Source organism: Mucilaginibacter ginkgonis, assembly GCF_009754905.2.
In the GTDB taxonomy this organism is placed as follows: Bacteria; Bacteroidota; Bacteroidia; order Sphingobacteriales; family Sphingobacteriaceae; genus Mucilaginibacter; species Mucilaginibacter ginkgonis.
The window spans coordinates 2,596,998-2,617,617 of the sequence record NZ_CP066775.1 but is presented as its reverse complement, the minus strand read 5'-3'; the positions used below and the strand labels follow the sequence as shown (position 1 = coordinate 2,617,617).

The 20,620-nt window shown below is 45.3% G+C and carries 18 protein-coding genes; 9 read left to right on the top strand and 9 right to left on the bottom strand.

The genetic code is table 11. The features are described from left to right. Window positions 1–145 precede the first annotated feature (145 nt). Complete coding sequence (locus GO620_RS12195; protein WP_200231149.1) at window positions 146–910, top strand: SDR family NAD(P)-dependent oxidoreductase; 765 nt, start codon at window positions 146–148, stop codon at window positions 908–910. Between the two features lie 54 nt (window positions 911–964). Here the strand turns inward: GO620_RS12195 and uvrA are convergent, their stop codons facing one another. Beyond that, window positions 965–3,814: an excinuclease ABC subunit UvrA gene (gene uvrA, locus GO620_RS12190; protein ID WP_157525634.1), complete on the bottom strand. Its 2,850-nt coding sequence runs from the start codon at window positions 3,812–3,814 to the stop codon at window positions 965–967. Window positions 3,815–3,966: 152 nt separating this feature from the next. Continuing rightward, window positions 3,967–4,728, bottom strand: coding sequence for a lytic transglycosylase domain-containing protein (locus tag GO620_RS12185; RefSeq protein WP_157525633.1), 762 nt, complete (start codon window positions 4,726–4,728; stop codon window positions 3,967–3,969). Between the two features lie 230 nt (window positions 4,729–4,958). Here GO620_RS12185 and GO620_RS12180 point away from each other — a divergent pair, with 230 nt between their 5' ends. The 3 genes from GO620_RS12180 to GO620_RS17495 are packed head-to-tail and all read left to right on the top strand — an operon-like array spanning window position 4,959 to window position 6,939. Beyond that, window positions 4,959–6,329: a pseudouridine synthase gene (locus tag GO620_RS12180; RefSeq protein WP_157525632.1), complete on the top strand. Its 1,371-nt coding sequence runs from the start codon at window positions 4,959–4,961 to the stop codon at window positions 6,327–6,329. A 60-nt stretch (window positions 6,330–6,389) separates the two neighbouring features. Then, entirely contained in the window at window positions 6,390–6,635 is a 246-nt protein-coding gene (locus GO620_RS12175; RefSeq protein ID WP_157525631.1) for a hypothetical protein, read from the top strand. Between the two features lies 1 nt (window position 6,636). Continuing rightward, window positions 6,637–6,939, top strand: a complete 303-nt coding sequence (locus GO620_RS17495; RefSeq protein WP_157525630.1) for a type II toxin-antitoxin system RelE/ParE family toxin — start codon at window positions 6,637–6,639, stop codon at window positions 6,937–6,939. Between the two features lie 215 nt (window positions 6,940–7,154). On the opposite strand, the gene GO620_RS12165 is transcribed toward GO620_RS17495, so the two are convergent. From GO620_RS12165 to kbl, 6 genes are read right to left on the bottom strand one after another with little or no spacing between them, the layout of a single operon-like run. Continuing rightward, window positions 7,155–7,736, bottom strand: a complete 582-nt coding sequence (locus GO620_RS12165; RefSeq protein WP_157525629.1) for a TetR/AcrR family transcriptional regulator — start codon at window positions 7,734–7,736, stop codon at window positions 7,155–7,157. A gap of 4 nt (window positions 7,737–7,740) precedes the next feature. Beyond that, the gene (locus tag GO620_RS12160; protein ID WP_157525628.1) at window positions 7,741–8,160 is read right to left on the bottom strand and encodes a Rieske (2Fe-2S) protein; all 420 of its coding nucleotides are present in this window, start codon (window positions 8,158–8,160) and stop codon (window positions 7,741–7,743) included. After that, on the bottom strand, window positions 8,157–9,191 hold the full coding sequence (gene pheS / locus GO620_RS12155) for a phenylalanine--tRNA ligase subunit alpha (RefSeq protein ID WP_157525627.1): 1,035 nt from the start codon (window positions 9,189–9,191) through the stop codon (window positions 8,157–8,159). The genes GO620_RS12160 and pheS overlap by 4 nt, the downstream gene beginning before the upstream one ends. Then, entirely contained in the window at window positions 9,191–9,604 is a 414-nt protein-coding gene (locus GO620_RS12150; RefSeq protein WP_157525626.1) for a PIN domain-containing protein, read from the bottom strand. The genes pheS and GO620_RS12150 overlap by 1 nt, the downstream gene beginning before the upstream one ends. After that, a complete protein-coding gene (locus GO620_RS12145; RefSeq protein WP_157525625.1) occupies window positions 9,601–9,864 on the bottom strand; it encodes a DUF6364 family protein in 264 nt (87 codons plus the stop codon). The genes GO620_RS12150 and GO620_RS12145 overlap by 4 nt, the downstream gene beginning before the upstream one ends. A 32-nt stretch (window positions 9,865–9,896) precedes the next feature. Then, a complete protein-coding gene (gene kbl, locus GO620_RS12140) occupies window positions 9,897–11,087 on the bottom strand; it encodes a glycine C-acetyltransferase (RefSeq protein WP_157525624.1) in 1,191 nt (396 codons plus the stop codon). A gap of 124 nt (window positions 11,088–11,211) precedes the next feature. Between kbl and GO620_RS12135 the strand changes: the two genes are divergently transcribed. The 4 genes from GO620_RS12135 to GO620_RS12120 all read left to right on the top strand — a co-directional run bounded on the left by GO620_RS12135 (window position 11,212) and on the right by GO620_RS12120 (window position 17,396). Beyond that, window positions 11,212–13,677 carry a DUF5686 and carboxypeptidase regulatory-like domain-containing protein gene (locus tag GO620_RS12135; RefSeq protein ID WP_157525623.1) on the top strand — a complete coding sequence of 822 codons (2,466 nt, stop codon included), beginning with the start codon at window positions 11,212–11,214 and terminating at the stop codon, window positions 13,675–13,677. A gap of 76 nt (window positions 13,678–13,753) precedes the next feature. After that, complete coding sequence (locus GO620_RS12130) at window positions 13,754–15,388, top strand: TldD/PmbA family protein (RefSeq protein WP_200229995.1); 1,635 nt, start codon at window positions 13,754–13,756, stop codon at window positions 15,386–15,388. 340 nt (window positions 15,389–15,728) lie between these two features. Beyond that, the gene (locus GO620_RS12125) at window positions 15,729–16,898 is read left to right on the top strand and encodes a Gfo/Idh/MocA family protein (RefSeq protein ID WP_198173578.1); all 1,170 of its coding nucleotides are present in this window, start codon (window positions 15,729–15,731) and stop codon (window positions 16,896–16,898) included. 54 nt (window positions 16,899–16,952) lie between these two features. Next, window positions 16,953–17,396: a DinB family protein gene (locus GO620_RS12120; RefSeq protein ID WP_157525622.1), complete on the top strand. Its 444-nt coding sequence runs from the start codon at window positions 16,953–16,955 to the stop codon at window positions 17,394–17,396. A gap of 3 nt (window positions 17,397–17,399) precedes the next feature. On the opposite strand, the gene GO620_RS12115 is transcribed toward GO620_RS12120, so the two are convergent. Further along, window positions 17,400–18,659 carry a glycoside hydrolase family 2 TIM barrel-domain containing protein gene (locus tag GO620_RS12115; protein WP_157525621.1) on the bottom strand — a complete coding sequence of 420 codons (1,260 nt, stop codon included), beginning with the start codon at window positions 18,657–18,659 and terminating at the stop codon, window positions 17,400–17,402. A 121-nt stretch (window positions 18,660–18,780) separates the two neighbouring features. Here GO620_RS12115 and aspS point away from each other — a divergent pair, with 121 nt between their 5' ends. Next, complete coding sequence (gene aspS, locus GO620_RS12110; RefSeq protein WP_157525620.1) at window positions 18,781–20,526, top strand: aspartate--tRNA ligase; 1,746 nt, start codon at window positions 18,781–18,783, stop codon at window positions 20,524–20,526. The last annotated feature ends 94 nt before the right edge of the window (window positions 20,527–20,620 follow it).

Below are 20,620 nucleotides of genomic sequence, written 5' to 3'. Positions count from 1 at the left end.
TCAATTTGTTTGCCGGAAATAAACTCAACCAAGTTGTGCACGCAACCTAACAGGGTAATTTTCCTCACCCTTGTGTCATCATAAACGCTGTTTAAAACCACTCTTGTCGTGAGGCGTTTAACAGCAGATAAAAACACAGAGCAAAATAATGGCAACAAGTAAAATAGCATTGGTAACCGGCGGCAGCCGAGGGTTGGGCAGAGACATGGCGTTAAATCTCGCCAAAAAAGGGATAGACGTTGTACTTACTTATCACTCTAACAAAGAAGAAGCGGATAAGGTGGTTTCTCAGATTGAGGAAGCCGGCCAAAAGGCGGCAGCGTTTCAATTGGATACCGGCAACATTAGTTCTTTTGATGGCTTCATTAAACAAGTGACTGAGCATTTGGAGGAAAAGACCGGAAGCACAAACTTCGACTTCCTGATCAATAACGCAGGTACGGCCTTGTACGCACCCTTTGCAGAGACAACCGAAGAGCAATTTGATACCGCTTTAAATATTCACTACAAAGGCGTTTTCTTTCTGACCCAAAAATCGTTGCCCTATTTAAATGATGGCGGGCGCATTATTAATATTTCATCAGGCCTGGCCAGGTTCTCCTTCCCGGGATCATCTGCTTATGGGTCAATGAAGGGCGCTGTTGAAGTGCTGACCCGTTACCTGGCTAAAGAATTAGGCCCGCGCCGTATCGCTGCCAACGTTGTTGCACCGGGCGCCATCGAAACCGACTTTGGCGGAGGGCGCACCAGGGATAATAAGGAAATTAACGCGCAGATAGCAAGCCTTACAGCATTAGGCCGCGTTGGTTTACCAACGGATATAGGCGGCGTTGTAGCGTTTCTTTGTACCGAAGAAGCCGGCTGGATCAATGGCCAGCGCATTGAAGTATCGGGCGGGATGAATATGTAACAGCCGCCCGGTTAGTAAACAACAAAGCCTTTGAGAAACTCAAAGGCTTTGTTGTTATTTGGCTAAGCCCATTTCTTTTGCCAGGAATTTGGCCGTGAAGCTTTCTTTTACTTTACACAATCCTTCGGGCGTGCCTGAGAATAAGATACGCCCACCGCCCGAGCCACCTTCGGGTCCCAGGTCTATCACGTGGTCTACCACCTTGATTACATCCAGGTTATGTTCTATCACCAGCACGGTATTACCTTTATCTACCAATTGCTGTAATACGCCCAGTAAAACGTTAATGTCCTCGAAGTGCAGGCCCGTAGTAGGCTCATCCAAAATGTAAAAGGTATTGCCGGTGTCTTTTTTGGAAAGTTCTGTTGCCAGTTTTACACGCTGCGCTTCACCACCGGATAGGGTTAGCGACGACTGCCCCAAAGTGATATAACCTAAGCCAACATCATTCAATGTTTTTACCTTACGATAAATAGCCGGGATATGCTCAAAAAATGCCGTCGCGTCTTCAATGCTCATATCCAACACATCGCTGATGGATTTTCCACGATAGCGTACCTCCAAGGTCTCGCGGTTGTAACGCTTGCCATTACATTCTTCGCAAAGCACATGCACATCGGGTAAAAAATTCATCTCGATGGTTTTCAAGCCTGCACCCTGGCACGTTTCGCAGCGGCCACCCTTTACGTTAAAAGAGAAGCGGCCCGGTTTGTATCCGCGGATCTTCGACTCGGGCAGTGCGACATACAGGTTGCGTATATCAGAAAATACGCCTGTATAAGTCGCAGGATTTGAACGTGGTGTCCGGCCAATAGGCGTCTGGTCGATTTCTATAACCTTGTCTATATGCTCCAGGCCTTCTATCTTTTTATAAGTCAGCGGATGCTTTTTCGCCCTGAAGAAATGATGGTTCAAAACAGGGTAAAGCGTTTCTGTAATGAGGCTGGATTTACCACTGCCCGATACTCCTGTAATACCGATGAGCTTACCTAAAGGGAATGTAGCCGTTACGTTTTTAAGGTTATGTCCTGTGGCGTTCTTAAGTACCAGGTTCTTCCCATTGCCTGCACGGCGTTTTTTTGGAATGGCAATTTCCTTATTGCCATTGATGTAAGAAGTTGTCAAGGTGTTTGTTGACATCAATTGCGCAGGAGTTCCTTCGGCAACCACCTGGCCGCCATGCACACCTGCTGCCGGGCCCATATCTATCACATAGTCGGCCTCAAGGATCATGTCCTTATCATGCTCAACCACCAAAACCGTATTACCCAGATCGCGCAGGTTTTTAAGCGCGTTGATCAAACGGTCATTATCACGCTGGTGCAGGCCAATGCTCGGCTCATCAAGAATGTACATCACATTCATCAGCTGCGATCCTATTTGCGTAGCCAGTCTGATGCGCTGCGCCTCGCCGCCCGATAAAGTCCGTGCCGTACGGTCGAGCGTTAAATAGCTCAAACCTACATCCAGCAAAAAACCAATACGTGCGCGTATCTCTTTGAGTATCTCTTTGGCAATAACATTCTGGCGTTCGTTCAGGCGCTCTTCCAAGCCCTCGAACCACTGCTGCAGGGTGACAATGTCCATGCAAGCCAGTTCAAATATATTTTTCTCATCAACCTTAAAGTGTAGCGACTCTTTCTTTAAACGTGCGCCATGGCAAACCGGGCAGGTCTTCAACACACGGTAAGCCTCCATATCGTCAGATATTTCGTCGCTGCGTTTCTCCTGTTGCTCTTCCAGCATGCGGATAATACCATCGAAAGTTACCTGGTAGCTCTGCACGTTCCATTTGTTGTATTCAACCTGTACGGTAATGATCTCGTGCGAGCCATTCAAAATGATATCCAGTTTCTCACGCGGAATTTTTTCTATAGGCACAGAAAGTGAAAACTCATATTTCTTGGCAAGTGCTTTCAGCACCTGGAATATCCAGGTCTCCTTGTATTCGCCGATAGGGGCAAGGCCGCCATTTATGATGCTTAATTTGGGATTAGGTATCACCGAGTTTTCATCGATCTCGAATATGTAACCCAGGCCGTCGCACTTCTCGCACGCGCCATAAGGCGAGTTAAATGAGAAGGTGTTTGGCTGCGGCTCGTCATATGAAATGCCCGACTCGGGGTCCATTAAGTACTTACTGAAATAGGATACGTTATTATCCTTATCGCTAACGCGGATAATACCTTTGGCAGTTTTTAGCGCGGACTGTAACGAAGAGTATAAACGTTTACTGTCTTGCTCAGAGACCATTAATCGGTCAACAACAATATCAATGTCGTGGATCTTGTAACGGTCTACCTGCATTTTAGGTGTAACGTCAACGATCTCGCCATCTATGTAAACCTTCAAATAGCCCTGCTTGCGTATCTGCTCAAACAATTCGCGGTAATGGCCTTTACGCCCTTTAACCACCGGCGCCAATATGTTAACCGGCTGGCCGTCGAACTTAGTAAGAATTGTATTGTAGATCTGATCTTCAGACATACGCTCCATCTTCTTATCAGTAACGTATGAGTAAGCTTCTCCCGCGCGTGCGAAAAGCAAGCGCATAAAATCGTAGATCTCTGTAATAGTACCTACTGTAGAGCGCGGGTTTTTACTGGTAGTCTTTTGCTCTATAGCAATAACCGGGCTTAAGCCGCTTACCTTGTCAACGTCGGGACGTTCCATGCCACCCATAAACTGGCGCGAGTAGGCCGAAAATGTTTCCATATAGCGGCGCTGGCCCTCAGCATAAATAGTGTCGAACGCCAATGACGATTTACCGCTGCCGCTTAAACCGGTAATAACTACCAGCTGATTGCGCGGAAAGGAAATGTCTATATTTTTAAGATTGTGCACCCGTGCGCCAAAAACCTGTACTTCGTTTTGTTCGCCAAGGTCAACCGTTTTTTCACTCATAAATAATGTAAAGGAATTTATCTAACCCCGCTTGTGCCTTAAGGTTTTAAACCCTGCACAAGCCCTCTCAAAAAGAGGCACAAAAGTACAAAAAAAAGCCCGCTTTACCTGTGCGGAAAGCGGGCCAAAGTGCTCCGTAAATAATATTACCGTTAGTTAACAGTAAGTAATTCAGTTGGGTTTACGTAAGTTGCCAGGTAACGCTGATTAACTATACTTCCCGGTTTTTCAATGGTCTTTTTCATGGCTATTAACTTGTACACATAACCGGCGGTTTCGCGGTTAAGGCTCATTAAATAATAATTACCTTTGTTGTGTTTGTTAATAGCATGGCGTATACGTGGCGACCCGCAATTGTAAGCAGCGGCGGCCAGCGTCCAGCTGCCAACCTCGTCTTTAAGGTCGCGCAGGTATTTGCAGGCTGCAATGGTAGAGCGGCGTAAGTTTAAACGCTCGTCTTTACCACTGTTTACTTTTAAGCCATAAGTGCGCGCGGTACCCGGCATAAATTGCCACCAGCCCGCGGCGCCTTTAGGCGATACACCTGCTTTTAAACCAGACTCTACAAGCGGAATGTATTTAAAATCTTCGGGGATGCCGTAAGCCACTAGAATTGGCTCAATAATAGGGAACAGCTTACTTGCCTTGCGGCCAAGCATAGCTGATGTTTCTTCATCTGATCGATGTTTCCGCAAAGAAACATTTATCCTTTTGCTTACCTTTTTGTTCGAGACCGGTACCGTCTCATCAGCAAAATTATATCCCTTATTTTCACTCGCGACAGCGGTTATGTAGTTCCCAAAATGGGGTTTGTTAACCGGGCTGTTCTTTTCAGTTGTACTGCAGATAAACAGTTTTGTAATGACAACCGACACCAAGATTACGGAGCACGTAATTAAGTGTTTTTTAATCATTCAATCTACTTTAATTCAACATTCGTGTTAGATGTGGCCGCAAAGATATGTATTATTAGGCACAATATCAAATAGTTAGCAAAACCTTAGTGTTCGCAAATTGTTTTAAAAATTTAAAAATTTATGTTTAAGCCATGTTAGGCAAAGATTTTGCTTAAAAATTAAAGGTGAAAAAATCTTTAAAAATCGTAACTTTATCCCCCCGCTGAGACAGCGTTAAACCACAAAATATGGTATTCAAAAAATCTGGCAACAGTCGCGAAGACAAGCCGCAAAGATCATCAGGCAGGCCTGCCAAATCAGGCGATTCGCCACGCAGCAGTTCCCCGCGCTCAGGCAAAACTTTTTCATCAGGTTATAGTTCGAAAAGTACAGGTAAGCCTTATGGCGACCGTGCAGGAAAACCTGAAAGGCCTTACGGCAGCCGCAGCGAAGGTGACAAGCCTTACGGCGATAAAGCACAAGGCGGGTCATTCAGCAAGCCTTATGGCGAACGTTCTAATAAAAGATCATCTGCATCATACAGCGGCAGGCCGGCCGGCGACAGACAGGAAAAATCATCCGGCGACAAACCATACGGCCGCTCATCAGAAAAATCATTCGGCGATAAGCCATTCCGCGGACAATCATCAGACAAGCCATACAACCGCCGCCCCAATACCGGCGATCAGCAAAGCGGCGACCGTCCTTATGGTCGTTCCGCAGGTAAGCCTTTCGGTCAGGGTGGTTTTTCAAAGCGCCCATCTTCTGGCGCTCCGCGGGATAAGGATAACCGTGGCTATACAAAATCATACGACAGGCCGGAACGTGGCCCGCGTACCCCTGAACAAATTGCCAACCAGGCTAAATTAAGGGGTAAAAAAACTTCGACAAATACAGATGACGGTCTCATCCGTCTGAACCGTTATATATCTAACGCGGGTATCTGTTCGCGCCGCAAAGCTGACGAGCTGATCGAAGCAGGTGTAGTTTCTGTTAATGGTGAGGTGATCTCTGAATTGGGCCACAAGGTTGACCCAACTAAAGATGTGGTACGCTACAACGGCGAAACCCTGAAACGCGAGAAAATGGTGTACGTATTGCTGAACAAACCGAAGGATTACATCACAACAACGGACGACCCGCAAGAACGCCGCACGGTAATGCATTTGGTGGAGAAAGCCAGCCGCGAACGTATTTATCCCGTTGGCCGGCTGGACCGTAATACTACCGGTTTATTGCTGATGACCAACGACGGCGACCTGGCAGATAAACTTTCGCACCCTAAGAATAACGTATCGAAGCTGTACATGGTGGAGCTAAATAAGAGCCTCACCCAGGGCGACCTGAACAAAATAGGTTTTGGGTTAGAATTGGAAGACGGATTTATTAAGCCTGATTCTATCTCTTATGTAGCCGGCGGAACTAAACGCGAAGTGGGGATACAGATACACAGCGGGCGCAATCGCATTGTACGCCGCATTTTTGAGCATCTGGGTTACGAAGTAGAAAAACTGGACCGTTCTGTTTACGCTAACCTCACCAAGAAAGACCTTCCGCGTGGCCGCTGGCGCATGCTGGACGAGAAGGAAGTTATACAGCTAAAGCACTTGTTGAAATAGTATCAAATTGCCCCGCTTTAGCGGGGCTTTTTTGTTAAGTCAATTTTGTAAATTTGAAACATGACGACGATAATTATCGATATCGACAAACAAGAAGATCTTGCCGAAGTGAAGGAATTTCTTGCAGCTAAAGGGCTCTTTTATGAAGAAAATGAAAACTCCTATGAGGATTTTGTTTACACTGATCAAATGAAAAAGGAATTAGACGAAGATGAAGAGGCCCTACAAAGAGGGGAAATTGTGCCTATAAGTGCAGAAGAAAGTGAAAGACGTATTTCTGAAATTTTGAACAAGGTCAAAGTCTGAAATGCCTTACAACTATGACGTTTTGCCGAGAGCACAAAGGCATTTAGAAGAGTCAATAGAATATTATCAACTACACAGCGACACTGCGGCAAGCAACTTCATCAAAAATTTCAAGAATGCTTTGGCGACGATTTGCAACGACTCCTTAACAACCAGGCAATCTTATAGAGGATTTTTCCATTACTATTTAAATAAATTTCCGTTTACCATAATTTACTCTATTAATGAGTTCAAAAATTTGGTGACTATCCGTGCCATCTATCACCAAAAGAGAAATCCAAAAGGAAAATATAGAAAGTTATAATATTTGTACTGTTTCACTGGCGCTAGTTTGTCAGTAATTCGGCTGTTTCAAAGACCTTTTTTGCCCAGGTAGTGACAAAGTAGTGCTTGCAGGTAAACGTTGTAATAGGCTGATAATTAAGAAAGAGCAAGATTGTGTCAGATACTTAAAAGTAGGGAACAGGTGTTTCAACTGTTTCAGGTGAAACAGTGAAACAGTGACGTATTTCCGGTAGATTAAACTGCTACTGCGGCCTTCACTAAATAAGGTAATATCTCTTTTTGAAAAGACACAAAATTCTTCCGCACGTCGGCATCACTCACAGAGGTGAATGCGAAACTAAAGACAATACTCTTGCTGCATTTGATAAGGAAACGTAAGCGCTGGTGATAGTTCTCTATTTTGCGCATGCCGCTTAGTTTGGTAAAGGCGCCAAGCAGCAGGTCTTCCAACTCGTTAGATAAGTTCTTTAGGAATTCCTGCGAGTTAGTGCTCTCACGGATAAAATCCCAGCCGATAAATTCGTTGCAAATGGTGTAAGACAGGCGGCTGGTTTTGAGGATCAGATTCGCCAGATGGGCTTCTTCGTTTTGCTGGCGGTTATCAGCATCGATAAGATCTTCTACACTTACGCTGATGTAGTCCATCAGTAAGGCATGTAATATCTCTTCCTTGCTTTCGAAATACTTGTAAATGGTAGCTTTGGCGATCTTAGCCCGTTTGGCAATTTCGTTTACGCTGGTCTTATGATAGCCGAACTTGCGGAACAGGTCTTGCGCCCCGCGCTTTATACTTTCTTTGATCTTGTCGGCTTCCATGTCTTTAGTTAGACACAAATATCACATTATTAGTCACACTTACGGCATACTGCTTAAGCGAGCGTGTGGCAGGTGCTTTTACCGGTGAACCGTCCGTAAGGGAAAATTTGGAACCGCTGCATGGGTCGGTTGCGGTAAAACCTGTATCATCGATAGTAATGGCACATTTATTTTCGGGCAGGTAACTGCTGCAGCGGTCAAAGCATACATAACTGCCATCAGTATTGTGGTAAAAAATCAAACCTGCCACCCCGTAGCCGCTTATAGTCGCGCTGCCGCCAATACTGTTGAGCTTCACCAAACGTGGATCGGTAAGTGGTGCCTGAAAGTTTACCGGGACGCTGGGTACATAGCTGCCATTATCCTTACTGCAAGACGTTATGCCTAAAATGAATATCGAAAAAGCAGCTATAAAATATCTCATATCAGTTCTGTCTTAAATTGTTGCAGAAAGCGCACGTCGTTTTCAGAGAATAAACGCAAGTCGCGTATCTCATATTTCAGGTTGGTAATTCTTTCTACACCCATACCAAAAGCAAAGCCAGTATATTTTGTGCTATCGATGCCGCAATTCTCTAAAACATTCGGGTCTACCATCCCGCAGCCTAATATCTCTACCCATCCGCTGTATTTACACATATTACAACCCGCGCCTTTACAAATAGTGCAGGAAATATCCATCTCTGCAGATGGTTCTGTAAAAGGGAAATATGACGGCCGGAAACGAACTTTGGTACCCTCACCATAAAGTTCCTGAACGAAATGATACAGCGTTTGCTTAAGATCGGCAAATGATACATTCTCGTCAACATATAAACCTTCAATCTGGTGGAAGAAACAATGGGCGCGGGCAGAGATAGCTTCGTTACGGTAAACACGACCAGGCATAATGGCGCGGAAAGGTGGCTTACCATTTTCCATCATGCGCACCTGCACAGATGAGGTGTGGGTACGCAAAGCAACATCATCTTTGCCTGCATTCTTTTTGATAAAGAAGGTGTCCTGCATATCTCGGGCGGGGTGCTCTTCGGGGAAATTTAATGCCGAGAAGTTGTGCCAGTCGTCCTCGATCTCGGGGCCCTCAGCGACAACGAAACCTAAACGTTTGAAAATGTCGGTGATCTCGCTTTGCACCAAAGACAACGGATGGCGCGAACCGACTTCGATTCCGGTACCAGGCAAAGTTAGATCCACATCAGATTTAGGGCCGGCATTTGTGGTGGCGAAGCTTTCCTTCAAAGATTCGTACCTTGCCTCGGCCATTTGCTTAAACTGGTTAAGCACCTTGCCAAACGTGCGTTTCTCATCGGGACCTACACTTTTGAACTCCTCAAAAAGATCCTTGATAAGTCCTTTGGTGCCCAGATATTTTATACGGAATGCTTCCAACTCATCGGCATTCGCCGGATTGAAAGCATTTATATCAGCAGTATATTGATCTATTTTTTCTTGCATTATTTAATTACTGTTCTTAAAAATTGTTCGGCCGTGAGAACCGGAATAGTGGCGTTTTTATAATCTTTTACATTGCGGGTAATGATGTATTCCGCTTTCGCGCTTATTGCAGCATAATATTGCACGCCGTCTTCAAAATCTGAGAAACCTGAATTTAAGGCAGAATCAATAGTATCGGCATCTACAATAACGATACTTAGAACAAGCCTTAAGGTTTTTAGCGTTTCAATGGTTTTTCCAAGAAAAAACTTTCTTAAAAAATAATTAACATTTATAAATGAAGAAGACGACATGTGAAGCCTGACCGTATTGTTATGCGCAAGTTCAATAAGATTAAGTGCCGCAAGATAAAAAGGTTCGCGTCGTAATAGTGCATCAAGTATGATATCACTGTCTACATAGACATTGGTCATACGCCGTATTTCTCTTCCAAATGTTTACCATATTCTGCCTTATGATCAAAATCTGGTGTGGGCTCTTTTGCGAGTACCAAGCTTCGCACCCAATCAGAAAGTTCATGCTCTTTTTTTAAATGAGGGGCCACAGCAGCGTTGGCTTCTTTTTTTATAAAAAATTGCTCAACATAACCAGAAAGCGACAGATGTAATTCTTCCGCAGACTTTGTCATGTCTTCAATTACCTCGGGGTCAATATCTAATACCAGCTTCGCCATAATCTGTACCTCCTAAATACAAATATAATCAATTACTTTATCACCCCCAGTTCCTTGCCCACCCTGGTAAACGCGGCTATGGCTTTGTCCAAGTGATGGCGGTCATGGGCGGCAGAAATTTGTACACGTATACGCGCTTTGCCTTGAGGGACTACCGGGTAAAAGAAACCAATTACGTAAATGCCTTCATCAAGCATTTTGGCAGCAAACTCCTGGGCAACTTTAGCATCATACAACATAACCGGAACTATTGGATGTACACCCGGTTTAATATCAAACCCAGCAGCTGTCATCTGCTCGCGGAAGTATTTGGTGTTGCTCTCCAGTTTATCTCGCAATAGGGTTGTTTCGCTCAGCATATCCAGCACCTTTATAGATGCACCTGTAATTGCAGGGGCAAGTGTATTTGAAAACAGATATGGACGTGAGCGCTGACGCAGCATATCGATAATTTCTTTACGGCCTGATGTAAATCCGCCCGATGCACCACCTAACGCTTTACCAAGGGTCCCGGTAATGATATCTATTTTGCCCATCACATTATGGTGCTCATGCGTACCACGACCGGTTTTGCCCATAAAACCAGAGCAATGGCTTTCATCTATCATTACCAAAGCCCGGTACTTATCTGCCAGTTCGCAGATCTTATCTAGTTGCGCGATTGTTCCGTCCATAGAAAATGCGCCGTCTGTTACGATAATACGGTGGCGCAACTCAGTAGTAGACTGAAGTTTTTCCTCCAAGTCGGCCATGTCATCATGTTTGTAGCGATAGCGCTGCGCCTTGCAAAGGCGTACACCATCAATGATGGATGCGTGATTCAGTTCGTCAGAAATAATGGCGTCCTGCTCGTTAAACAACGGTTCAAATACGCCGCCATTCGCGTCGAAAGCGGCAGCGTAAAGAATGGTATCCTCGGTTCCTAAGAATTCGGCAATCTTTTGTTCCAGCTTCTTGTGGATATCCTGCGTTCCGCATATAAAACGCACCGACGATAAGCCATAGGCATGCGTATCCATGGTTTGTTTCGCAGCCTTTATAACATCCGGGTTCGCAGAAAGGCCCAGATAGTTGTTAGCACAAAAGTTTATCACTTTTTTACCGCCTTGCACTTCTATATCCGCTCCTTGCGGTGAGATAATGATGCGTTCTTTCTTATAAAGTCCGGCTTCTTCAATTTGTGCAAGCTCTTGCTGCAATACTGGTTTCAGCGTATCGTACATAGTGCAATTTTATTGTTAGTGGCAAAATTAAGCATTCAATAGATGATATAAGGACATGCGGTAGCTAATATTTTAGGCTGAAGGCAAACATTTTAAGGTTTTAAACCTCTTATCAAATATTACCATGAAGAAATATTTATTTAACTTACTTTTTATACTCACAACCCTTTCTGCCGCTGCTCAAAAATATGCCTTAACGGGTCGTGTTACAGATAATCAGAACAAGCCAATCGGCTTTGTGTCTATATATGTCCGCAATTCTACATATGGCAGTACTGCCAATGAGAATGGCCGTTACCAATTCAGTCTGTCGCCCGGAACTTACGATGTTATCTACCGCTATGTGGGCTATATTGAACGGATAGAGCGCATTACGATAACAGACCACAACGTTGATAACAGCATTGTAATGCAGCCCGAAGTTTTTGAGCTGAGACAAGTTACGATCACTTCGCGACGAAAAGGCCCGGCAGATTCAATTATGAAACAAGTGATCGCGCGCCGAAAATACTACTTAAACCAGGTTCCCGAATATTCCAGCGCGGTATATGTTAAAGGCGTTCAGCGCTTGACAAAGGCACCAAAAAAATTATTAGGACGAAACATCCCGACTTTGCTTGAATTGGATAGCAACGGCCGCGGCATATTGTATCAATCAGAGTCACTGTCCGAGTTTAACTTTAAGCAACCCGATAAAGTTAAAGAAGTGATGATCGCTTCCAAAATAGCCGGACAGAGTTCTGCCTTTAGTTATAACAAGGCATCAGACTTGCAGGTAAATTTCTACAAAAACGTATTACAGATCAACGGCCTCAGCACGCGCGGGTTCGTGTCGCCAATTGCTGATAACGCCATGTCTTTTTACCGTTACCGGTTGGCCGGGGTATCAATTGAAAACGGCCGAAGAATAGATAAAATAGAGGTAATTCCACGCCATGAGCATGACCCTGTCTATCGCGGCTTTATCTACATACTTGAAAATAGCTATCGCTTGTACAGCGCCGACCTGACGTTAACACGGCAGGCAAACATAAACCTGGTAGATTCACTAAACATTAGCCAGCAATATATCCCGGTGCGGGATAGCGTTTGGCTGCCCGTTTCTACACAGTATACTTATAGCGGCGATGTATTAGGCTTTGGTTTTAAAGGCTACTATGCCAGCATCTACAACAATTATAACTTAAACCCCGGCTTTAAAGAAGGTTTTTTTGATGGCGAAGTAATGCGCATCGATACTACAGCCAATATTAAAACAGAAGCTTACTGGTCTAAAACCCGCCCTGTGCCGCTTACTTTGCAAGAGGCACGTGATTATCATATTAAAGACAGCATTGGTCGTATAGAGCACTCACGGCCATACCTCGATTCTGTTGAGCGTGCAAACAACAAATTTAATCCGCTTAAGTATACCATATTCGGCTACGCATGGACAGACCGGTATGCAGGGCGCAGCTTCTATTTGAATCCCTTGTATGAAACTTTGTTCTATAATACCGTCGAAGGTTTCGGCATTAACTTAAAAGGTTTTTACACCCAGTTTTATAACGACCGCAGGTCGTTTACCATTTCGCCTGCCGTACGCTATGGTTTTTCTAACAAGAAACTGGAAGCGAACGTGCACCTTACCTACAATTATGATCCGCTGCACCAGGGGTACTGGTTTGGAACTTTTGGCAGCGATATTTTGGACCTCAATAATGCAGGAACCCGTTCGAACGTGTTTAATACTGTAAGTACGTTACTCAGCAGGAGTAACTATGTAAAATATTACCGCTCTACTTTCGGCTTGATAGGATACCAACGTGAATTAGCGAAGGGCGTATTGCTTTATACGGGATTGTCTTATGCCCAGCGCGAACAACTATATAACACGTCAGGTTTTAGTATCCTGGGATCAAAGGACAAGCCCTTTACAACCAATAACCCACTTAACCCTGCCGGGCCTGATAGTTACGAGTCGCTGTTTCCGAGAAACAATGCCATGACCTTTAAAGCATCGGTCACATTTACATTTGACCAGCGGTACACCACACGCCCCGATGGCCGCTTTTATGAGCAATCAAAATACCCCAAGATACGTATAAATTATCGTAAAGGAATAAACGCGTTGGGCTCTAGTGTCGATTACGATTTTGCCTCGGTTGATGTATTTGATGATCGCATCCCTACCGGGCTATATGGTTATACCGCTTTCAAGTTATCGGCAGGCAATTTCTTCAATAAGAACAATTTGTACTTCATGGATTATCAGCACTTTTTTGGTAACCAGGGTACAGTTTTCAATCCAACTATCGGCAGTTTCCATTACTTGCCGTTTTATACATTCAGCACCAATGGCGCTTATTTTGAGGGGCATTTAGAGCATAACTTTACCGGCTCTCTATTTAACAAGATTTCATTCTTGCGGCCATTGAAACTGGATGAAATAATCGGAGCCAATTATCTGTCGGGCTCTGCAGGTCGCCGCAATTATTCTGAGTTCTATGTTGGTATACAGCGGTTTATATTCAGGATAGATTACGGTATTGCCTTTGAAGGCAGCAAGAAGCTTAATAATAGCATCAGCATTTTTTACGGATTAAAATAACAATCCTGTTAGCTACGGCAGTAACTCTTGCTGCCGCACTTTGTTATCTCTATATTGTGGCTTTAAAACAGTCACCGTGAAAAGAAAAGACTTTTTGTATCTGAGTGGTATGGGTGTTGGCGCCGCCATGCTAAACAATTTACCTGCTTTAGGCAAGCCCATCGCTATTGAAGAAACACTTAGCAGCGTTGATGCCGGCATTAAAAAACGTATGGCAGATGTGGCGCTCAACGCAGCAAAAAGTAAAGGTGCAAGCTACGCCGATGTCCGCATCGGACGGTATTTAAACCAGTCGGTTATTACCCGCGAAAAGAATGTGCAGAATATTGCCAATACAGAATCGTACGGGATGGGTGTGCGGGTGCTGGCTAATGGCTGCTGGGGTTTTGCCGCGACTGATAACCTGACGACAGACAGCATTGCACGCACGGCGGAATTAGCGGTACGCATTGCAAAAGATAACGCCAAACTGCTAACCACACCTGTTGAGCTTGCGCCGCAAAAGGGTTACGGCGAAGTGAACTGGAAAACTCCGATATTAAAAAACGCCTTCGAGGTGCCTATCAAAGACAAGGTAGACCTGCTTTTGGAAGCCAATAATGCCGCTTTGGTGGCCGGGGCTAACTTCATTAATAACTCGTTGTTTATGATCAACGAGCAAAAGTATTTTGCGTCTACCGATGGCACCTACGCTGATCAGGATATACACCGCATCTGGCCATCATTTACGATAACCAAGACCGATGCGGCAACCAACAAATTTGAAACACGCAACTCGCTGAGCGCACCGATGGGTATGGGTTATGAATATTTGATGCCCGATAGCAGCACAGTTTTAAATGGCATTTTCCCGCTCTTTACTACGCGTTACAATATGCTGGAAGATGCACGCATCGCGACAGCACAATTGAGCGAGAAGCTCAAGGCCAAACCATTGGAGCCGGGCAAATATGATCTGATACTTGACCCGACAAATCTTTTCCTTACCATACATGAATCTGTTGGCCACCCAACAGAGCTTGACCGGGTGCTTGGTTATGAGGCAAACTTTGCAGGTACCAGTTTCTTAACGCTTGATAAGTGGCGAACAGGCAAGTTTAATTTTGGCAGTAAACTGGTAAATTTTGTCGGCGATAAAACGCAGGCTAACGGATTAGGTACTGTGGGATATGATGATGAGGGTGTTAAATGTGGCAAGTGGGATATCATAAAAGATGGTGTTTTGGTTAACTACCAAACCATCCGCGACCAGGCACACATCCTTGGGCTTGATGCATCACAGGGGTGCTGCTACGCCGACGATTGGAGCTCTGTACAATTTCAGCGCATGCCGAATGTTAGCTTACAGCCCGGCAAAGCAAAGTTGAGCCCTGCAGACCTGATTAAGAATACTGAAAAAGGCTTATACATGTTCGGCCGTAACTCTTATTCAATAGATCAGCAGCGGTACAACTTCCAGTTTAGCAGCCAGCTGTGTTACGAGATAAAAGACGGTAAACTGGGCGGGATGGTTAGCGGCGCGGCATATCAGGCAAACACACAAGAGTTCTGGAACTCGTGCTCGGCGATTTGCGACGCCAGTGATTACCGTTTAGGTGGTTCTTTCTTTGATGGCAAAGGCCAGCCGCAGCAAGTAAGCGCGGTATCTCACGGCTGTGCAACAACAAAGTTTGACAAGGTGAACGTTATTAATACCAGCCGGAAGATTTAAATAATATTATCGTCCTCTTCAAATGAGGATCAACGTAATCATAAAAATGCGTTAGCGATTGCAGTGTAAAGCCCGGACCCCGATGAATATCGGGGGAGGACTTGAAGCGAAAAGCGCGACCTGCCCACGGTGGGTAACGCCCAAAAGAAAGAATGCTAAGACTTGGCTTAAAGCTCAAATCTTTATTAAACTTTATTACTCTGAACTGTATTTGCTCTCTCGAGATTAGACATAGCCTTCAACAACTTCTTTATTATCGCCCTACGCAGAAATATTCAACTTTATTTCTTCTTTTGTATAACTAAATACCAACAAAAACTAAACATTATATTCTACCGAAATGGAAAACAGGAAATTACGTATGGGTATGATCGGCGGCGGTAAAGATGCCTTTATTGGCGCTGTACACCGCATTGCCGCCAATATGGACGGACAGATAGAACTGGTATGCGGCGCGCTGAGCATTAACCCTGATGTAGCAAAAGAAAGCGGACGTATGCTCTTTTTAGACGACGACCGTACGTATACCAGCTATGAAGATATGATCAATGCCGAGGCTGCCTTACCGGCCGACAAACGCATGGATTTTGTATCTATAGTGACGCCGAATTTTGCCCACTTCGCGCCGGCAATGCTGGCTTTGGAGAAAGGCTTCCACGTGGTGATAGAAAAGCCTATAACCCTTACATTTGATGAGGCTAAGCAGCTTAAGGCAAAGGTTGAGGAAACCGGATTATTGCTGTTACTAACGCACACTTATGCCGGATACCCGATGGTTAAAGAAGCCCGCGAGGTAGTGAAGAGCGGTCAGTTAGGAAAAGTAAGGAAGATAAACGTAGAATATTTGCAAGGCTGGTTAAGCCGCCTGTCTGAGCGTGAAGGTAACGCGCAGGCTGCCTGGCGCACAGACCCGTCAAAATCGGGCAAAAGCGGTAGCATGGGCGATATTGGTACGCATGCCGCACACCTGGCAGAGTACATAACCGGTCTAAAGATCACTGAGCTATGCGCTACGTTGAACACTGTTGTAAAAGGCCGCGCGCTTGACGATGATGGCGCGGTGCTGTTACGGTTTGAAGACGATGCAACCGGTACACTCATTGCGTCGCAGGTAGCGGCCGGTGAAGAAAACGCGCTTAAGATTCGTGTGTATGGTGAAAATGGAAGTTTAGAATGGGCGCAGATGGAGCCAAACTCTCTGATTATAAAATGGCTGGACAAACCTATGGAGATCGTCCGGGCAGGTTCGGGATACCAGGACCGCTTGTCGGACCTTGAACGTGCCAACGTGCGCACGCCTGCTGGCCACCCCGAAGGTTACCTGGAAGCGTTTGGTAATCATTACCGGAATTTCTCACATGCCTTGCGTGCGAGACTGAGCGGCGAAGACACTAAACCTGAATGGCTGGATTATCCGTCTGTAGACGATGGTATCCGCGGGATGGCATTTATAGAAAATGTTGTTGCCTCGAGCAATAGCGACCAAAAATGGTGGAAATATCAGATATAGTATTCTAAGGCCTCACAATATTGTGGGGCTTTTTTTATCACTAATAGTTTTACTATGAAATCAGCACTTATAGTTTCTTTTTACCAGCGCGATCTGGACAAACTGATCGATGAGATAAAACAGTTTAAGAATGAAGAAGATCTTTGGCGCGCAGCGGGTACTATAAATAATCCGGCTGGTAACTTGGTGCTACATTTAATAGGCGGTTCGAGTTATCACATTGGCGCTAATATTGGCAAAACAGATTACGTTCGTGACAGAGATTTGGAGTTTAGCCAAAAGGATGTCTCCCAAGCGGAATTTATAACGGGCCTCGAAAACCTGAAAACGTTGGTCACTACCACGCTTGCAAACTTAAGCGATGAAGACCTGGAAGCAGCCTATCCAATTCCGTTCGACGGTAAAGAAGTTACTGTGCACTTCATTGTGTTGCAATTGCTGGTACACCTTAATTACCATCTGGGTCAGATCAACTATCTGCGCCGTTTCTTCGAATAGCTGCTATTTAACGTAAAACGGAATATTTCCGGTTGCTACTTTATTTTTGCCGTCGCTTATATACAAGAAAATACGGTAGGCGCCTGCCTGGTTTGGTGCTTTTAACGTTGCCTCGCCCGGTTTGCTGATTTTCACAGACCCTACAATTGCCTGCGGCCTCGACTCGCGGTCGCCGCCGTTTTTAAGGTCGGTACTTTCGGGCAATAGTTCCCAACGTGGGGTAAGCGTGTCGCCGTTTGCATCAGTCACGTTATAGTTCAATGCGTACGATTTGCCGGGCTGCAAATAAATAAAGTCTGATGATTGTTTGCCGTCGAGCATCAAAGTGCTTAAGTGAGGCGCACGATTAGCCGGGTATTTGCCTGTCCATAAGTACTGCATCACATCTACCACTTCGTTTTCTTCGCCGGCTTCTGTGAATAAGCCATACCATGTTGGGGTACGCTCCTGCTTTTGTCCCCAAAGAAAAACATATGAGCCCAGGCAGTTCTTGTCTTTGGCTATAGATGCTTCATACCTGCTTTTATAAACCATAGCTTTTTGGCTGCTGGTTTCTTCAATCGATGCTTTCCACGGCGTTTGCAAGCTTTCCCAATGGCCCGTCGGACCCCACTCGGTTACCATGTAAGCTTTGGTCCAATGCGTAGCCTTGATCTCGTCAGGCACCTTAGCAAGTCCGCCATAAACCTGCACAGACAGCAAATCTATATCCGGACACCGGGCTATTATTTCTTTCATCACTTCAGGGTTTACACCGGCCAGCATAGTAGTTGCCGGGTGGTCAGGGTCTTCCTGATGGATCATTTTTGCTATGTCATTCACCGCATCCCAAACTTTTGGGTTCTTGTATTCCAGGTTTAACTCATTGCCGATTCCCCAAATAAGCAAGGCCGGGTAATTGCGGTATTTGCGCACTTCGGCCCGCAGCGTTTCTAGTTGTTTACGCACTGCCGCAGTATCATCATAATTAAATCCGTGACGTTCACGGGCGACGTTAAGGCCCATGGTAACTGTCAAGCCGAGTGATTGCGCTTTTTCAAGGATCTCACCGCCGTTGCGGGTATCCCAGGTACGCAGCGAATTGCCGCCATACCTTGCCAGCCTTTCCATGTAATTGGTGCCGCCGGCCCCCTTAATGAAATATGGTTTACCATTACGCATAAGCATATAACCGCTTGCGGTTTGTGTAACAGTAACCTTTGAAGGTTGGGCCCAAGCTACTGCTGACAATAGCAGACAGGCGGCAATTAAATACGTTTTCATGTTGTTAGTAGGATGAGTGCGACAAATGTAAATCAATTATAGTAACGGTCATAGTTTAGAAAACCTTTCCCTGCCTCGGTCAAAAACCTTATTTTCGCAAACTTTTACAATTGAGGTTATTATGCTCAGAACACACACTTGCGGTCAGTTAAACATCGATAATTTAGGCGAAACGGTTAGCCTTACAGGTTGGGTGCAAAAATCGCGCGACTTGGGCGGCACTACTTTTATTGATATCCGCGACCGTTATGGTTTAACCCAATTGGTATTCAATGAAGAGACAGACTCGGCAGTACGTGAGCAAGGCCGCAACCTTGGGCGCGAGTTTGTGATACAGGTTACCGGCAAGGTTTTAGAGCGTTTTAATAAAAACCCTAAAATGGAGACAGGTGATATCGAGATCGCTGTGGAAAGTCTGGAAATCTTGAATGCTGCTAAAATTCCGCCGTTTTTAATTGAAGATGAAACCGACGGTGGCGAAGAACTACGAGCCAAATATCGCTACCTCGACCTGCGCCGCAACCCTATTCGCAACAACCTGGTGCTTCGTCATAAAATGGCGCAGGAAGTGCGCCGCTATTTAAGTGACCTTGATTTTATTGAAGTAGAAACGCCTGTACTAATTAAGTCTACTCCGGAGGGCGCGCGTGACTTTGTTGTGCCGAGCCGCATGAACCCGGGTGAATTCTACGCCTTGCCACAATCGCCGCAAACATTTAAGCAGTTGCTGATGGTTAGCGGTTTCGACCGTTACTTCCAGATCGTAAAATGTTTTAGGGACGAAGACCTGCGCGCCGACCGCCAGCCTGAGTTTACGCAGATAGATTGCGAAATGTCTTTTATTACGCAGGAAGATATTCTTAATATTTTCGAGGGGTTAACCCGCCATTTATTTAGCAAGGTAAAGAGTATAGAGTTAGGTGATTTCCCGCGTATGCATTATGCTGACGCCATGCGTTTATATGGTTCTGATAAGCCTGATCGCCGTTTCGGGATGGAATTCGTTGAACTGAATGACATTGTCAAGGCTAAAGGTTTTGGTGTGTTTGATAACGCCGAACTGGTAGTTAGCATTAATGCTAAAGGCGCTGCGGCTTACACCCGTAAACAATTAGACGAACTGACCGAATGGTTGAAGCGTCCGCAAATTGGCGCAACAGGCCTGATCTATATGCGCCATAATGAAGATGGCTCTTTAAAGTCTTCGGTAGACAAGTTTTATAACGAAGAGGAACTGGCAAAATGGTCGGCGGCGCTTGATACACAGCGGGGCGATTTAGTATTGGTATTGGCAGGCGACACCCACAAGGTGCGCAAGCAAATGAATGAACTACGCCTGGAAATGGGCAGCCGCTTAGGCCTGCGCGACAAAGACAAATTTGCACCGCTTTGGGTAATAGACTTTCCGTTGTTGGAATGGGACGATGAAAGCCAGCGCCATCATGCCATGCACCATCCGTTTACCTCGCCAAAGCCCGAGGATATCGCCATGCTGGATACCCACCCCGGTGATGTACGCGCAAATGCCTATGACCTTGTGATCAACGGTACGGAGATCGGCGGTGGTTCTATCCGTATCCATGACCGTGAGCTGCAAGCATTAATGTTTAAACACTTAGGCTTTAGCAAAGAGGAAGCACAAAAACAGTTTGGATTCTTAATGGACGCGTTTGAATATGGCGCGCCGCCGCACGGTGGAATCGCGTTCGGTTTCGACAGGTTGTGCTCCATCTTCGCCGGCCTGGATTCTATCCGCGATGTGATCGCCTTCCCTAAAAATAACTCAGGCCGCGACGTTATGATCGATTCGCCTTCGACAATTGCCGATGCTCAAATGAATGAATTAAAAATCAAAACAACTGTTTAAATATACTGATTTTACGGAGTTGTGTATGAAAGGCAATTTGATGTAGATCAGAGCGTTAATGATCGGTGAAATCATAAATGTAATCAGCGTAATC

Bases quoted from the DNA above. Each gene is read 5' to 3' on its own strand.
- GO620_RS12185 (WP_157525633.1), bottom strand. From the start codon at position 4,728: ATGATTAAAAAACACTTAATTACGTGCTCCGTAATCTTGGTGTCGGTT.
- GO620_RS17495 (WP_157525630.1), top strand. From the start codon at position 6,637: ATGCCTTACAACTATGACGTTTTGCCGAGAGCACAAAGGCATTTAGAA.
- kbl (WP_157525624.1), bottom strand. From the start codon at position 11,087: ATGTACGATACGCTGAAACCAGTATTGCAGCAAGAGCTTGCACAAATT.
- GO620_RS12120 (WP_157525622.1), top strand. From the start codon at position 16,953: ATGAAATCAGCACTTATAGTTTCTTTTTACCAGCGCGATCTGGACAAA.
- uvrA (WP_157525634.1), bottom strand. From the start codon at position 3,814: ATGAGTGAAAAAACGGTTGACCTTGGCGAACAAAACGAAGTACAGGTT.
- GO620_RS12125 (WP_198173578.1), top strand. From the start codon at position 15,729: ATGGAAAACAGGAAATTACGTATGGGTATGATCGGCGGCGGTAAAGAT.
- pheS (WP_157525627.1), bottom strand. From the start codon at position 9,191: ATGCAAGAAAAAATAGATCAATATACTGCTGATATAAATGCTTTCAAT.
- aspS (WP_157525620.1), top strand. From the start codon at position 18,781: ATGCTCAGAACACACACTTGCGGTCAGTTAAACATCGATAATTTAGGC.
- GO620_RS12150 (WP_157525626.1), bottom strand. From the start codon at position 9,604: ATGACCAATGTCTATGTAGACAGTGATATCATACTTGATGCACTATTA.
- GO620_RS12145 (WP_157525625.1), bottom strand. From the start codon at position 9,864: ATGGCGAAGCTGGTATTAGATATTGACCCCGAGGTAATTGAAGACATG.
- GO620_RS12115 (WP_157525621.1), bottom strand. From the start codon at position 18,659: ATGAAAACGTATTTAATTGCCGCCTGTCTGCTATTGTCAGCAGTAGCT.
- GO620_RS12175 (WP_157525631.1), top strand. From the start codon at position 6,390: ATGACGACGATAATTATCGATATCGACAAACAAGAAGATCTTGCCGAA.
- GO620_RS12160 (WP_157525628.1), bottom strand. From the start codon at position 8,160: ATGAGATATTTTATAGCTGCTTTTTCGATATTCATTTTAGGCATAACG.
- GO620_RS12165 (WP_157525629.1), bottom strand. From the start codon at position 7,736: ATGGAAGCCGACAAGATCAAAGAAAGTATAAAGCGCGGGGCGCAAGAC.
- GO620_RS12180 (WP_157525632.1), top strand. From the start codon at position 4,959: ATGGTATTCAAAAAATCTGGCAACAGTCGCGAAGACAAGCCGCAAAGA.
- GO620_RS12135 (WP_157525623.1), top strand. From the start codon at position 11,212: ATGAAGAAATATTTATTTAACTTACTTTTTATACTCACAACCCTTTCT.